This is a genomic window from Paenibacillus sp. MDV22-iso6 (assembly GCF_058408365.1).
Genome location: NZ_JBZVDZ010000005.1, coordinates 101,633 through 116,845, shown reverse-complemented (window position 1 = coordinate 116,845; position 15,213 = coordinate 101,633). Strand labels below are relative to the sequence as shown.

General features: G+C 45.8%; 12 protein-coding genes. All 12 read left to right on the top strand.

Features of this window, described 5'->3' with window-relative positions; genetic code table 11:
• Positions 1-33 precede the first annotated feature (33 nt).
• The 12 genes from rpsB (at position 34) to nusA (ending at position 15,204) form a co-directional block, all read left to right on the top strand.
• Complete coding sequence (rpsB, locus tag AC4PM4_RS15540; RefSeq protein ID WP_017689155.1) at positions 34-732, top strand: 30S ribosomal protein S2; 699 nt, start codon at positions 34-36, stop codon at positions 730-732.
• 115 nt (positions 733-847) lie between these two features.
• On the top strand, positions 848-1,498 hold the full coding sequence (gene tsf / locus AC4PM4_RS15535) for a translation elongation factor Ts (RefSeq protein ID WP_017689154.1): 651 nt from the start codon (positions 848-850) through the stop codon (positions 1,496-1,498).
• Positions 1,499-1,730: 232 nt separating this feature from the next.
• Positions 1,731-2,459, top strand: coding sequence for a UMP kinase (gene pyrH, locus AC4PM4_RS15530; protein WP_024630245.1), 729 nt, complete (start codon positions 1,731-1,733; stop codon positions 2,457-2,459).
• Positions 2,459-3,013, top strand: coding sequence for a ribosome recycling factor (gene frr, locus AC4PM4_RS15525; RefSeq protein WP_063566385.1), 555 nt, complete (start codon positions 2,459-2,461; stop codon positions 3,011-3,013). The genes pyrH and frr overlap by 1 nt, the downstream gene beginning before the upstream one ends.
• Positions 3,014-3,102: 89 nt before the next feature.
• Positions 3,103-3,870, top strand: a complete 768-nt coding sequence (gene uppS, locus AC4PM4_RS15520; protein WP_063566384.1) for an undecaprenyl pyrophosphate synthase — start codon at positions 3,103-3,105, stop codon at positions 3,868-3,870.
• Between the two features lie 16 nt (positions 3,871-3,886).
• Positions 3,887-4,681, top strand: coding sequence for a phosphatidate cytidylyltransferase (locus tag AC4PM4_RS15515; RefSeq protein WP_491614016.1), 795 nt, complete (start codon positions 3,887-3,889; stop codon positions 4,679-4,681).
• A gap of 67 nt (positions 4,682-4,748) precedes the next feature.
• Positions 4,749-5,888, top strand: a complete 1,140-nt coding sequence (locus AC4PM4_RS15510; protein WP_491614015.1) for a 1-deoxy-D-xylulose-5-phosphate reductoisomerase — start codon at positions 4,749-4,751, stop codon at positions 5,886-5,888.
• Between the two features lie 113 nt (positions 5,889-6,001).
• Positions 6,002-7,273 (top strand): RIP metalloprotease RseP, encoded by a 1,272-nt coding sequence (gene rseP, locus AC4PM4_RS15505; RefSeq protein WP_063566381.1) that lies wholly within the window; start codon positions 6,002-6,004, stop codon positions 7,271-7,273.
• Positions 7,274-7,335: 62 nt separating this feature from the next.
• Positions 7,336-8,790 (top strand): proline--tRNA ligase, encoded by a 1,455-nt coding sequence (gene proS, locus AC4PM4_RS15500; protein WP_063566380.1) that lies wholly within the window; start codon positions 7,336-7,338, stop codon positions 8,788-8,790.
• 152 nt (positions 8,791-8,942) lie between these two features.
• Positions 8,943-13,262, top strand: a complete 4,320-nt coding sequence (locus AC4PM4_RS15495) for a PolC-type DNA polymerase III (RefSeq protein WP_491614014.1) — start codon at positions 8,943-8,945, stop codon at positions 13,260-13,262.
• A 259-nt stretch (positions 13,263-13,521) separates the two neighbouring features.
• Positions 13,522-13,983 carry a ribosome maturation factor RimP gene (gene rimP, locus AC4PM4_RS15490; RefSeq protein ID WP_062326086.1) on the top strand — a complete coding sequence of 154 codons (462 nt, stop codon included), beginning with the start codon at positions 13,522-13,524 and terminating at the stop codon, positions 13,981-13,983.
• A 123-nt stretch (positions 13,984-14,106) separates the two neighbouring features.
• A complete protein-coding gene (nusA, locus tag AC4PM4_RS15485) occupies positions 14,107-15,204 on the top strand; it encodes a transcription termination factor NusA (RefSeq protein ID WP_063566378.1) in 1,098 nt (365 codons plus the stop codon).
• The last annotated feature ends 9 nt before the right edge of the window (positions 15,205-15,213 follow it).

Genomic DNA, 15,213 nt, shown 5'->3' with positions numbered 1-15,213 from the left:
CACAATAAAAACCATATTAGGAGGTGTGTGAAGATGGCAGTAATCTCCATGAAGCAGCTTCTCGAAGCTGGGGTACACTTCGGTCACCAAACTCGTCGTTGGAACCCAAAAATGGATCGTTATATCTTCACTGAAAGAAACGGAATTTACATCATCGATTTGCAAAAAACGGTGAAAAAAGTCGAAGAGGCTTACAATTTCGTTAAAGGAATCGCAGGAGAGAATGGTAAAATTCTTTTCGTGGGTACTAAGAAACAAGCTCAAGATTCCGTTAAAGAAGAAGCTGAACGTGCTGGTCAATTCTACATTAACCAACGCTGGCTCGGCGGTACCCTGACTAACTTCCAAACTATTCAAAAACGTATTGATCGTTTGAAACAGTTGGAAGCTTGGGAAGAAGACGGTACATTCGCTGTATTGCCTAAAAAAGAAGTAATCTTGCTTCGCAAAGAAAAAGATCGTCTGGAGAAATTCTTGGGCGGTATTAAAAATATGAAAGGCCTGCCAAGCGCCCTGTTCATCATCGATCCACGCAAAGAGCGTATCGCTGTTGCGGAAGCTCGCAAATTGGGTATCCCAATTGTAGGTATCGTTGATACTAACTGCGATCCGGACGAGATCGATTATGTTATCCCAGGTAATGACGACGCGATCCGCGCTGTTAAATTGCTGACAGGTAAAATGGCTGACGCAGTAATCGAAGCTAACCAAGGCGAAGAAACTTCCGCTTAATAGATTCGAACATATGTTATAAACTAAATGAAAAGGGTGGTTGGCAGGTGGATAACCTCTCACTGCCCTTTTTTTAGAGTGTACGTACAATACTTAATGTTGGAGGGAATTTATAATGGCAGTTAATGCGAGTGCAGTAAAAGAACTTCGCGAAAGAACGGGCGCTGGTATGCTCGATTGTAAAAAAGCACTGGAAGAAGCAAACGGTGATGTAACAAAAGCAGCTGAATTGTTGCGTGAGAAAGGTCTTTCTGCAGCAGCAAGCAAAGCAGGCCGTGCAGCAACTGAAGGCGTTGTAGAATCTTACATCCACGCTGGTGGACGCATTGGTGTCTTGGTTGAAGTTAACTGTGAAACTGACTTCGTTGGTAAAACGGATCAATTTAAGGATTTCGTTAAAGATGTAGCTATGCAAATCGCTGCAGCTAATCCTAAATTCGTTAAACGCGAAGAAGTTCCTACAGATGAGCTGGAAAAAGAAAAAGAAATCCTGAAAGCTCAAGCTCTTAATGAAGGCAAACCAGAGAAAATCATTGAAAAAATGGTTGAAGGCCGTATCGGTAAATACTACGAAGAGTACTGCCTGATGGAACAAACTTTCGTTAAAGATCCAGACAAAACGATCTCCCAATTGCTGAACGAAAAAATCAGCCAAATTGGTGAAAATATCTCCATCCGTCGTTTCGTTCGTTACGAACTGGGTGAAGGTCTTGAGAAAAAAGTAGACAACTTCGTAGAAGAAGTAATGTCCCAAGTAAACAAATAAGACGGTTTTACTAAACCGGCAAGCAGGATTGATTTTCGAAGATATAAGAATGATGAAACTTCGAAGCGTAAACTCCCTTATATCTCAGGAAAACAGTGCCTTACCGGTTAAACGTTTTTCCTAAAAGAGCGGAACACAACTGTGTTCCTTTCTTTTTAAGCAGGAGGCCATGCGCGAGGAGTTTTGTTGGTTGAACATCGAGGGTGTTCAATTCAAAGTGGAGGGTGAATAATTGGAACAGCCAGTATTTAAACGTGTTGTCTTAAAGGTCAGCGGAGAGTCTCTTTCCGGTCAAAATGGCTACGGTATTGATGCAGAGACGATCTCGTCGATTGCCCAGCAAGTAAAAGAAGTAGTTGAACTAGGTGTACAGGTTGCTATCGTATGCGGCGGCGGAAACATCTGGCGCGGAATTGCCGGTAGCGAAAACGGCATCGATAGAGCAACTGCCGATTATATGGGGATGCTGGCGACGGTTATGAACTCGCTCGCCCTGCAAGATGCACTGGAACAGATTGAAGTGCCTACACGCGTACAGACATCGATTGCCATGCAACAAATTGCAGAGCCTTATATTCGTCGTAGAGCTATTCGTCATCTGGAGAAAGGCCGGGTTGTTATTTTTGCAGCAGGTACAGGTAACCCGTTCTTTTCCACGGATACAACAGCAGCACTGCGCGCAGCGGAGATTGAAGCAGAAGTTATCTTGATGGCCAAAAATAAAGTCGATGGTGTATACTCAGCAGATCCGTTTAAGGACAGTACAGCTGTGAAATTTGATCAGTTGACTTACATGGATATTCTTAACAAAGACCTTGGTGTAATGGATTCGACGGCATCCTCGCTTTGTAAGGACAACAACATCCCGTTGATCGTATTTGCCATTACGGAACAAGGTAACATCAAGCGTGTTGTTCTGGGTGAACGTATCGGAACAATCGTTAAAGGGAGTGTAGATTAATGCCACAAGCGGTTAAACAACATGCCGAAGAGCGTATGGAAAAAGCAATTCAAGCATTGCGTCGTGACCTGGCTACTTTGCGTGCAGGCCGTGCAACTCCAGCTCTTCTGGACCGAGTTCAGGTAGAGTATTATGGGGCTATGACGCCATTGAATCAACTCGCTAATATCAGTACTCCGGATTCCCGTACACTGATGATTCAACCTTGGGACAAATCTTCCATGGGTGATATCGAGCGTGCCATCATGAAATCGGATCTGGGTCTTACTCCAGCCAATGATGGTAGCATGATCCGTTTGTCTATTCCGGCATTGACGGAAGAACGCAGAGCGGAACTTGTGAAGCTGACGAAGAAGTTCGGTGAAGAAGGTAAAGTAGCGATTCGTAACATTCGCCGTGATGCGAATGATGACATTAAGAAAATGGAGAAGTCAGACATTTCCGAGGATGAATCCCGGAGACATCAGGACGATATCCAAAAATCGACCGACAAGTTTATTGCTGAAGTCGATAAGGTACTCGCTGCCAAAGAAAAAGAAATCATGGAAGTGTAAGACAAGCGCAGCCCCTCCAATACGGTGGGGTTTTGTCTCTTTTTCCAAGCTTCAGGTGAAGAAACTTCAGGGATTTTGGAGGAACAGGAATGATCAAACGGGTTCGGTCGTGGTGGAATGGGGCTGACAAGCAGGAAACGCTGACTATATCCGAGGATAATATCCCGCAGCACGTCGCCATCATTATGGACGGCAATGGACGATGGGCGAAACGTTTGGGTCTCCCACGAATAGCTGGCCACCAGAATGGGATGAAGGCGGTCAAACGTGCGACCATCGCGGCGGATGAACTGGGCATCAAATATCTGACGATGTACGCTTTTTCGACAGAAAACTGGACGCGTCCAAAAGAAGAAGTGGATTTTCTGATGCGGCTTCCGCAAGAATTTTTGGCGATAGAGCTGGATGAGCTTATAGAAAAAAATGTACGGATCCGCATGATGGGCCAGGAGGAGCACTTGCCTTCCCATACTATTAATGCTTTGCGTGAAGCTATTCGTCTTACGGAACATAACACAGGGCTTGTTTTGAATTTTGCAATGAACTACGGAAGTCGTCGCGAAATGACGGACTGTGTCAAACAGATCGCTCTGCAGGTAAAGTCGGGGGAACTATCGGCAGACGACATTACGCCTGAACTCATTGACAGACATATGCTCACTGGAGATATGCCTGATCCGGATTTGCTGATCCGGACGAGCGGAGAGTTGAGATTAAGCAATTTCATGCTTTGGCAGCTTGCATATAGCGAATTATGGTTTACGGATATATACTGGCCCGAATTTGGCAAAAAGCATTTGCTTGAAGCAGTAGCCGAATATCAGCGCAGAACAAGGCGTTACGGCGGTTTGAAATAGATGGAGGATGAAGCCGTTGAAACAGCGATTAACGACAGGAATCATAGCAGGTGTATTGTTTTTGGGTTTTTGCATGCTGGGCGGACCCTGGTACCATGGCTTGGTACTGCTTATGGCTCTCATCGGTTATTATGAATTTGTAAAAATGACCGGGGTACAGCCTTTTTCAGGTGTAGCCCTAATCGGTTATGCAGGTATCTTTGCGATTGTGTTTCCTTGGGAAATGGTTTGGGAAGCCAGACCACTAACGTTATTCCAGATCGGATGGCTTGTGATGCTTGTATTAATGATGGCCTCTGTGGTAACTAAAAACAAGATTCCTGTAAACACTGTTGCCATGCTCTTTCTTGGAGTAATGTATATTGGGATCGGTTTTTATTACATCGCGGAATCGAGACATTTGCATCATGGGTTGTTCTGGACGTTTCTGCTTCTGGGCTCCATATGGGCAAGTGATGCAGGTGCATATTTTGTAGGGAAACTTATCGGGAAGAACAAACTTTGGCCGTCGATCAGTCCTAACAAAACGGTGGAAGGTGCACTGGGTGGTGTTGTGATCGCGGTAGTCACTTCTGTTGTTTTTGCATTGGTGTCAGACGGCTTGTTGTCTTGGCAAAGAGCGGTATGGATTGGAATTGCATGCGCGGTTGTAGGACAAATGGGAGATCTGATTCAATCTGCTTACAAACGTGTGTATAACATCAAAGATTCCGGCACTTTGCTCCCGGGGCATGGCGGTATTCTGGATCGATGCGACAGCTGGATTGTCGTTTTTCCATTCGTACATATACTAATGCTTCTGCCCTATTAAAAATGAGCACAAGCCATATGACGAACTATTCGTCATAGGCATTGGATAAATAAAGATGAGGTGCAGCATGAAAAAAATTGCGATTCTCGGGTCAACCGGTTCCATTGGAACTCAGACACTGGATGTAGTCGATATGCATCCCGAACGCTTTCAAGTAGAGGGACTGGCTGCTGGGAGCAATATAGAGCTGCTGATTGAGCAAGCAAAGCGTTATCGACCCAAAAAGGTATCAGTTGGCTCAAAAGAGTTAGCAGAGACCGTGGCACCGCACTTACCTGGCGAAACACAGCTTTTTTATGGCAAAGAAGGACTGGTTGAAGTTGCTGCCGGAACGGATGCAGATACGGTTGTTACTGCTGTAATGGGGAGTGTTGGGCTTGAGTCGACCCTGGCTGCTATTGATGCAGGCAAACAGATCGGACTGGCTAACAAAGAGACGCTAATTACAGCAGGACATATTGTTACTGCCAGAGCGGCTGCGAAAGGGGTACCGATTCTGCCTGTGGATAGTGAGCACTCGGCTATCTTCCAATGCTTGAATGGTGAACCTCGTGAACGTGTGATGGGAATTACACTTACGGCCTCTGGAGGATCATTCCGTGATTTGACTCGTGAACAGCTAAAGGAAGTTACTGTAGAAGATGCACTCAAACATCCGAATTGGTCCATGGGATCGAAGATCACGATAGACTCTGCAACGATGGTGAATAAAGGTCTGGAAGTTATTGAAGCGCATTGGCTTTTTGGACTAAGTTATGATCAGATTGATGTATTGCTTCACCCGGAGAGCATCATTCATTCCTACGTGGAGTTTAATGATACGAGCATTATTGCGCAGCTTGGCAATCCGGACATGCGCGTTCCCATTCAGTATGCACTGACCTATCCAGACCGCTTACCATCGCCTTCACAACGTCTCTCCCTAACGCAAGTGGGCAAGCTGCATTTCCGTGAGATGGATATGGAACGGTTCCCTTGTTTAAGAATGGCATACGAGTGTGGTAAAATGGGGGGAACCGCAACAACGGCGTTTAATGCAGCCAACGAGGTTGCCGTAGCGCGTTTCTTGCGTAAAGAGATTTCGTTCCTTAAAATAGAGGATATTATTGCTTCTGTGCTGGAAGCACACCGCAATGTGGACGGGCCTGATCTAGAGGAAATCGCAAGATGTGATCAGGAGAGCCGTCAACTTGCGTTCAGTCTGTAATCTCTTTTTTCAAGATAAAATGGAAGAAGTGATTCTCTTGTGCGGCATCAGAGAATAATGATAATCTAAAGGGACAGACTGCGGTTCGTGCCGTGAAGGAGGATGGATAGGGATTGGAAACCATACAAGTGGTATTTCTAACGGTGCTCATGTTCTTTGTCATCGTGACGGTTCATGAATGGGGACATTATTATTTTGCCAAACGCGCCGGTATTCTTGTACGGGAATTTGCGATCGGTTTTGGTCCCAAATTGTTCTCATATAAAAGAAACGAGACCCAGTTCACACTGCGTTTGCTGCCTTTTGGCGGATATGCACGTATGGCTGGGGAAGACCCGGAACTGGTAGAAATTCAAGAAGGTCAGACCATTGCAGTAAGGTCGGCTGATGACCAAGTCAAAATGATCTACCTCGATCAATTGGATAATCGCAAAAATGTAATTCGTGGTGAAGTGATCTCTATTGATATGGAGAATGCATTGAAATTGCAACTCGATGTGGATGGTGAAATTCAGCAGTACCGGATACATCCGCAAGCGATGTTGGTTAGTCGTGGAAAACAAACCCAGATTGCACCGAAAGATCGCCAATTTGGCAGTAAAACGGTGGGTCAGCGGGCAATGGCGATTTTTGCCGGACCACTCATGAATTTCATCCTGGCATTTGTTTTATTTGCAGTCTATGCACAAATGGCTGGGGTTCCAGTTGAGAATCCGAAAAATCTGGAAATTGGTGAAGTGCTTGAAGGTGGAGCTGCCTACCAGGCGAATTTGCAAAAGGGAGATATCATTGAGACGATCAATGGTACTGCTATTGGTACGGATTCGCAAAAAATGGTGACGATGATTGCCGATTCCAAAGACAAACCGATGGAATGGACACTGCGTCGGGGGAATGAAACGTTTAATATAACGATCACACCTCGTGCAGTAGAAGGTCAAGAAGGCGGTAAAGTCGGAATTGTGCCAACACTGCCAACCCGATCTGTTGGATTTGTAGAAACCTTTAAAGTGTCAGGGATAGCGATGGTCGATACAACCAGAGTAATCTTTGAAGGCTTCAAACATTTGATCAATCAGTTTAACATGGATGATATTGGTGGTCCTGTGCGTACTTTTGAAGTAACAGGCCAAATTGCGAAGCAGGGTATTGAACAGTTGACGAGATGGGCAGCTATTCTGAGTCTGTACCTCGGTATTTTCAACCTGTTGCCGATTCCTGCGCTAGACGGAAGCCGTCTTGTATTCCTCGGAATTGAAGGTCTGCGAGGCAGACCTGTTGACCCCAACCGGGAAGGCATGGTTCATTTTGTCGGCTTCGCGATGTTGTTTGTACTGATGCTAGCAGTAACATACAATGATATATTACGATTAATTAACGGATAATTATGGTTTGACTACGCTCTGACTATTCAGAGATAGTCGTTATGGGAGGACGCTGGAGTCTTATGTCAAAGGAAAATGATAAACAGTTCGTGACTGAAATTACACCTCAGGGCGAGGATTTCTCACGCTGGTACATTGATGTTATTAAAAAAGCTGATCTCATGGACTATTCACCCGTACGCGGTTGTATTGTTTTCAAACCAGACGGTTTCGAAATCTGGGAGCATATCAAGGATGAGATGGACCGTCGTTTCCGTGAAACGGGTCATCGTAATGCCTACTTCCCTATGTTCATTCCCGAGAGCTTTTTCCAAAAAGAAAAAGAACATGTTGAAGGCTTCAATCCCGAATTGCCTTGGGTAACGGAAGCCGGCGGAGAAAAGCTGGAAGAGCGTCTGGCGATCCGCCCAACCTCGGAAACCATCATTGGTCACATGTACTCCAAGTGGATTAAGTCGTATCGTGACTTGCCGGTGCTGATCAACCAATGGGCGAACGTGGTTCGCTGGGAGAAGAGAACACTGCCTTTCCTTCGCACAACCGAGTTCTTGTGGCAAGAGGGCCATACGGCGCATGAGACAGAAGAAGAAGCACGTGAAGAGACGATGAAAATGCTTGAAATCTACCGCGAAGTTGTGGAAGAATATCTGGCGATTCCCGTCATTACAGGTCAGAAAACAAAATCCGAGAAATTTGCAGGTGCTGTAGACACCTTCTCCATCGAAGCGATGATGAAGGATGGACGTGCGGTACAAGCCGGAACTTCTCATTATATGGGTACGAATTTTGCAAAAGCATTTGAGATCCAGTATCTTAGCCGCAACAATGTGTTGGAACTGGCTCACACCACTTCATGGGGAACAAGCACACGTCTGATCGGTGCGTTAATCATGGTTCACGGGGATGACCGTGGTCTGGTTCTTCCTCCTAAAGTTGCACCAACACAAGTGGTCATGATTCCAATTGGACCGCCAAAAACACGTGATGCCGTTGTAGGCCGTGCGGACGAGTTGTTCGCTGAACTGAAACAAGCGGGAATTCGTGTGAAAATGGATGATCGCAGTGATGTTCGTCCAGGCTGGAAATTCAACGAATATGAGATGCGTGGTGTTCCGATTCGTCTCGAAATTGGCCCGCGTGATATGGAGAACGGTGTGTGTGTTCTCGTTTCCCGGATTACGGGAGAGAAGAAAGTCGTTGAACAAGCAAATCTGGTGGAAGAAATCCAGACTATGCTGACTCAAGTGCAAGCCGATATGCTGCAACGTGCTCGCACGTTTATGTCGGACAACTTCTACTCTGTAGATACGCTTGATGAGATGAAGGAACTGATGGAGAACAAACGTGGGTTCACACTGGCTGGATGGTGCGGTTCAGAAGCTTGCGAAGATAAAGTAAGAGAAGTAACAGGTGCAACAAGCCGGAACATTCCGTTCCAGCCTGCGGAAGAAAAGCATACGTGCTTGGCTTGTGGTGAACAAGCGAAACACACGGTAGTGTTTGCAAGAGCGTATTAAGTCAGGATAACCTGACTAACGGCACTTATTCACCGTAAGAGTAAGGAATGGAGAGCTTCTGTCGGATAAAATGAGTCGGTGCGGGTTCGGATCGGGGACATTTTTGAATGCAGAGGCTTTTCCTGTTTTAAGGGGGTACAAGGAGGAACACGATGAGTGGATTCGAGGAGAAGAGAAAACGATTTGAGTTGTTGATGAAACAGACGGAGCTTCCAGCTGGCCTAATAGAGCCCTACTTTTTGGATGGATGGATTGAACGGGTGGAGACAAGCCGTAGCAACCGCGACTGGACTATTGTGATTGCAAAGGATACCTTGGTTCCTGCTCCAATCTATCGAACATTTTGCCTGCACATTCAGGAGAAAATGAATCATATTTCCAAGATTACGTTTGGTTTCAAATATAGTGAGCAGGTCGAGATTGGTGATATTGTCAGTGAGTATTGGAACTTGTTCCTTGAGTGGGTTACACGGGAGATTCCATCTGTTAATGGTTGGATGAATCGTACCAAGTTCGAATGTGAAGCGGATCTGCTGCAATTGACTATGAGTGATGCCATGTCGATGGAGCTCGCGAAGAAGAAGCAGATCGATCAGGCTATAACTACTTTTTACGATAAGTATTTTCAACTTCCCTTGCGGGTCAAATTGCTGGTTGGTGAGGTTGAAAGCAACAAAGAGGCAATGGAACAATTCCAGCTCAAGAAGCGGGAAGAAGAGCTTCAAGTTATCGAACAGATGATGAGTGAAGTGGACTCCGAAATGCCTGAAGAGGAAGAACAGGGCGATGTTCGTTTACAGATGGGATATGAGATCAAGGAACCACCTGTACCTATGCAGGAAATTCAGGATGAAGAGAAAAAGGTTACGTTGCAGGGAACGGTCTTCGGTCTGGATCGCAAGGAGTTGCGGAACGGGAATACGTTGTTTACTTTTTATCTGACGGATTTCACGGATTCCATGCAAATGAAGATGTTTGCCAAAACAAAAGAGGATGTCAAAATCCTGAGCCTACTGGCCAATGGAAAATGGGTGAAAGTGCGTGGCCGTGTAGAATACGACCGGTTTATGCAAATTCCGGAACTTGCCATGATTCCTTCAGACTTGGTAGAAGTAAAGGCACCACCATCCCGTAAGGATAATGCAGCTGAGAAACGGGTTGAGTTCCATTTGCACTCCACAATGAGTACAATGGATGCCGTAACTTCGATCGACAAATACGTAAAAACTGCAGCGGAATGGGGACACAAGGCTATCGCCGTAAGTGATCATGGCGGTGTGCAGGTGTATCCGGAGGCATCCAAAGCGGCCAAGAAAAACGGAATTAAAATGATCTACGGCCTTGAGGCCAATGTGGTGAACGATTCAGTTGCTGTTGTACTGGCACCACAGCCATTGGAACTCAAATCAGCGACATATATCGTCTTTGATATTGAGACCACAGGTCTGTCTGTAACCCAGAACAAGATTATCGAAATTGCGGCTGTGAAGGTAGAGGACGGTAAAGAAATTGACCGCTTTGCTACGTTTGTAAATCCGCATGAGCGCATCCCATATAACATTCAGCAGTTGACTAACATTAACGATGAAATGGTGAAGGATGCACCTGAGCTAGAACCGGTTATCCGTGATTTTGTGAAGTTTGCCGGAGATGGCGTATTGGTTGCGCATAATGCGCGATTCGATATGGGCTTTATTCAGGCTTCGCTGAAACAGCTTGGTATGCCTGAGCTTCTGAACCCTGTCCTCGATACGTTGGAATTGGCACGGTTGTTATATCCAAAAATGAAGAACCACCGTCTGAATACGCTGGCGGATAAATATAAAGTAGCACTGGAAAGTCATCACCGGGCGATTGATGATACGATTGCGCTCGCAGGTATACTGAATGGATTGGTTAATGATGCCGCCCAGATGAAAGGCCTGACCATGCTTGATCGGCTTAACGATTATGTCGGAGTTGATCTCTCTAACACGCGTCCATTCCATTGCGGCATCTATGCTTTGAATGATGTTGGTAAAAAGAATCTTTATAAACTGGTATCACTTTCCCATACGGAGCATTTCAAACGGGTGCCTTGTATTCCAAAGTCGAAGCTGATCAATTTGCGTGAAGGTCTCATTATTTTATCCGGTTGTGAAAAAGGTGAGTTTTTCGAGGCTGTGCTAAACAAATCGCTTGAAGAGGCGGAAGAGATAGCGCATTTCTATGACATTCTGGAAATCCAGCCTCTGACAATGTATATGCATTTGGTGGACAAAGGGCTGGTGGCTACACCAGAGGAATTGAAGCTCGCTGTTCGTAAAGTTGTTGACATTGGTCAAAAATTGGGGAAACCGGTAATAGCCACAGGTAACGTGCATTATCTGGAGCCGCGCGATAAGCTATATCGGGATATCACCATTCACGGAATTACAGGGTTCAGCCCACTCAAAGATCAACGTAAACCGGATGCTCACCTAAGAACGACGGATGAAATGCTGGAAGAGTTCCAGTACCTGGGCCAAGATAAAGCCTTCGAAGTCGTTGTTACGAATACGGTTGAATTGGCGGATCGGTTCGAGGAAATCAAGTTGTTCCCGGACAAGCTGTTCACCCCGATTCTGGAAGGTGCGGACGATGAAATCCGTAATACCTGCTATAATACTGCCAAGTCGATTTATGGTGAGGAACTACCGGAAGTCATTGTGGCACGACTGGAGAAAGAATTGAATCCAATCATCAAATACGGTTTTTCTGCCAACTATCTGATCTCAGAACGTTTGGTTAAAAAATCGAATCAGGACGGCTACCTAGTAGGCTCCCGGGGATCGGTTGGTTCGTCTGTAGTTGCTACTTTCCTAGGCATATCCGAGGTTAATCCGTTGCCAGCACACTATATTTGTGTGAATCCGGAGTGTAAGCACAGTGAGTGGTTCCTCGACGGCAGTGTGCCGAGTGGATTTGACCTTCCTGAGAAAGAATGCCCTGATTGTGGAGGCCGGTTAAAAGGCGAAGGACAGGATATTCCGTTTGAGACTTTCCTTGGCTTTAAAGGGGACAAGGTTCCCGATATTGACTTGAACTTCTCGGGTGATTATCAACCGCATGCCCACAACTATACGAAGGTGCTTTTCAGCGAAAAGAGTGTGTTCCGTGCGGGCACAATTGGTACGGTAGCTGAGAAAACAGCATTTGGTTTTGCCAAAAAATATGAGGAAGAACATCATAAGAAATGGCGCGGAGCAGAACTGAACCGTTTGGCCTCCGGTTGTACCGGAGTTAAACGTAGTACAGGACAGCATCCCGGTGGTATTGTTGTTGTACCGGATTATATTGAAGTGGAAGATGTAACGCCTGTACAATTCCCGGCGGATGACGTTAATGCGGAGTGGAAAACAACACACTTTGACTATCACGCCTTTGAAGAGAACTTGCTAAAACTCGATATTCTGGGGCACGATGATCCAACCATGATGCGGATGCTGCAGGATTTGACAGGTATCGATCCAACGACCATTCCGATGAATGATCCTAAGGTTATGAGCATGTTCAACTCTACCGAGGCACTCGGCGTTACGCCAGAGCAGATTCGTTCACCAGTTGCCACTTTTGGTGTACCAGAGATGGGGACGAAGTTTGTACGTCAGATGCTTATCGAGTCCCAGCCTTCGTCTTTTGCCGATCTACTCCAGATCTCTGGATTGTCTCATGGTACGGGGGTATGGCTTGGTAACGCACAAGATCTAATTAAAAATGGAACTTGTAACATCAAAACGGTGATTGGTTGCCGGGATGATATCATGTTGTTCTTGATCTATAAAGCGGGCATGGACGCCAGTCTTGCCTTTAAAATTACGGAGAGTGTGCGTAAGGGACGTGGTTTGCCGCAAGAATGGATTGATGAGATGAAAAACTGCAAAGTGCCGCAATGGTACATTGATTCCTGTCTTAAAATCCAGTACATGTTTCCAAAGGCCCACGCGGCCGCTTACGTTATCTCTGCAGTACGTACAGCTTTCTTTAAGCTGTATCACCCAATTGAATACTACGCAACATACTTCACAGTTCGTGCGGATGAGTTTGACATTGAACTGGTATGTCAGGGCTATGAGCCTATCTATCGGAAGATCGTAGAGATTGAACAATTAGGTTTTCAGGCACCGCCAAAAGAAAAAAATATGCTGCCTGTCCTTGAGATGGCATTGGAAATGGCAGCACGCGGATTCTCGCTCAAACCGATTGATCTGTATCGTTCGGAAGCGACGAAGTTTATCGTCGACGGAAATTCACTTATTCCTCCGTTTTCGGCACTGGGAGGAATCGGGGATAATGCTGCACGCAATATCGCTGCGGCAAGAGAGCATGGAGAATTCCTTTCGATTGAAGATTTCCAGCAGAAGTCCAAAGCAAGTAAAACAATTGTTGAATTGCTGACGAGCATGGGATGCTTCCGCGGTTTGCCGGAAAGCAATCAATTATCCTTGTTCTAAAATGACATTTTGAGTACCCATTTATGGTCTTTGATGTGATTACGTAAATTTTTCTTCATTAGTGGTTAAAATGGCTGAGTGATCGCTTACTTGTCACTATTACCAGACTATGTTATAATTTTTGAAGTGAACGAGATAGTACGAATTTCTAAAGAGTGGGGAAACCCACTCTTTAGTCTTTGGTATACAAGAATCTTGGGTAATGAAGAAATTGCCAGTCATTATTTGCTGGTGTAACCTAAGTTGGAGGTTATCGGTTTTGAGCACAACGAACATTAAATCTACCGTGGAAGAAATGATCCAACCCTACTTGAACGAACAAGGCTTCGAGCTGGTTGACATCGAATACGTCAAAGAAGGCAGCAACTGGTTTTTACGGGTGTATGTCGACAAAGAGGGTGGCATCGACATCGATGATTGTGTCTTGATCAGCGAAAAGCTAAGCGCCAAGCTGGATGAGAACGATCCGATTCCGACCATCTATTTCCTTGAAGTGTCTTCTCCCGGTGCGGAGCGTCCACTGAAAAAACCAGAGGACGTTGCCAAATCCGTAGGTAAAAATGTATTTGTTACAACCTACGAGCCGGTAAATGGAATAAAGGAATTTGAAGGCAAGCTGCTTTCCTTTGATGACGGGGAACTTGTGATCGAAGCAGGCAAGAAACAGCATGCCATTCTTTATGACAAGGTTGCGAGTGCGCGCCTGGCCATTCTGTTTTAAGTGCCTTGTTCACTTATTAATGAAAAAAGACACATCTCACGATAACGGCAAGGTGCTCATGAGTCTAGAGCCTTTCGCCGTTTTACGTATGAGATGCCATGTTTGAAAGGGGGATCAACATTCATGAGTATGGATTTTATTGAAGCAATGAATGAATTGGAGCGGGAAAAAGGGATCAGCAAGGACGTGCTGTTTGAAGCGATCGAGGCAGCACTCATCTCCAGCTACAAGCGTAATTTCAACACCGCCCAGAATGTGCGTGTTGACATGAACCGCAATACGGGTGTTATCCGGGTGTATGCCCGCAAATTGATCGTGGAAGAAGTCCTGGATTCACGTACCGAAATTTCATTGCCTGCTGCACGCGAGATCAACCCACACTTCCAGCTGGAAGATATTGCGGAGATTGAAGTTACGCCGCGTGATTTCGGACGTATCGCCGCACAAACTGCCAAACAGGTAGTGACCCAGCGGATTCGTGAAGCCGAACGCGGCCTGATCTACAACGCTTTCGTTGATAAGGAAGAAGATATCGTTACGGGAGTGGTGCAGCGTCAGGATTTGCGCAATATCTACATCGATCTGGGCAAAATCGAAGCGGCATTGCCGCTGACCGAATTGATGCCGAACGAGAAGTTTGTTCATGGTGACCGTATTAAAGCTTACATCACCAAGGTCGAGAATACGACCAAAGGGCCGCAAATCATTTTGTCCCGTACACATCCGGGCTTGTTGAAACGTCTCTTTGAACTGGAAGTACCTGAAATTTTCGATGGTGTGGTTGAGATTCGCTCCGTCGCACGTGAAGCGGGCTTCCGCTCCAAGATTGCTGTTCATTCCCGCAATGAGGAAGTTGATCCGGTTGGATCATGTGTAGGTCCTAAGGGAATCCGCGTGCAGACCATTGTGGGTGAGCTGCGCGGTGAAAAAATTGACATCGTTCGTTTCTCCGATCAGGTAGACGAATATGTGGCTAATGCACTTAGTCCTTCCAAAGTATTGGAAGTTCAAGTATTCGAGGAAGAAAAGATGGCTCGGGTTATTGTTCCTGACTATCAGCTGTCCCTCGCCATTGGGATTAAAGGCCAAAATGCCCGATTGGCAGCCAAACTGACCGGCTGGAAAATCGACATTAAGAGCGAGAGCCAGGCGGAACAGGAATTCGGCAGAGAGAAAGATTCTTCTTCGGAAATGCACCAAGATTCCGTCTCCGTCGACTAAAGTAAAGCA

Excerpts from the sequence above, each read along its gene's own strand:
- rpsB (WP_017689155.1), top strand. The coding sequence starts at position 34 with ATGGCAGTAATCTCCATGAAGCAGCTTCTCGAAGCTGGGGTACACTTC.
- tsf (WP_017689154.1), top strand. The coding sequence starts at position 848 with ATGGCAGTTAATGCGAGTGCAGTAAAAGAACTTCGCGAAAGAACGGGC.
- frr (WP_063566385.1), top strand. The coding sequence starts at position 2,459 with ATGCCACAAGCGGTTAAACAACATGCCGAAGAGCGTATGGAAAAAGCA.
- uppS (WP_063566384.1), top strand. The coding sequence starts at position 3,103 with ATGATCAAACGGGTTCGGTCGTGGTGGAATGGGGCTGACAAGCAGGAA.
- AC4PM4_RS15510 (WP_491614015.1), top strand. The coding sequence starts at position 4,749 with ATGAAAAAAATTGCGATTCTCGGGTCAACCGGTTCCATTGGAACTCAG.
- proS (WP_063566380.1), top strand. The coding sequence starts at position 7,336 with ATGTCAAAGGAAAATGATAAACAGTTCGTGACTGAAATTACACCTCAG.
- AC4PM4_RS15495 (WP_491614014.1), top strand. The coding sequence starts at position 8,943 with ATGAGTGGATTCGAGGAGAAGAGAAAACGATTTGAGTTGTTGATGAAA.
- nusA (WP_063566378.1), top strand. The coding sequence starts at position 14,107 with ATGAGTATGGATTTTATTGAAGCAATGAATGAATTGGAGCGGGAAAAA.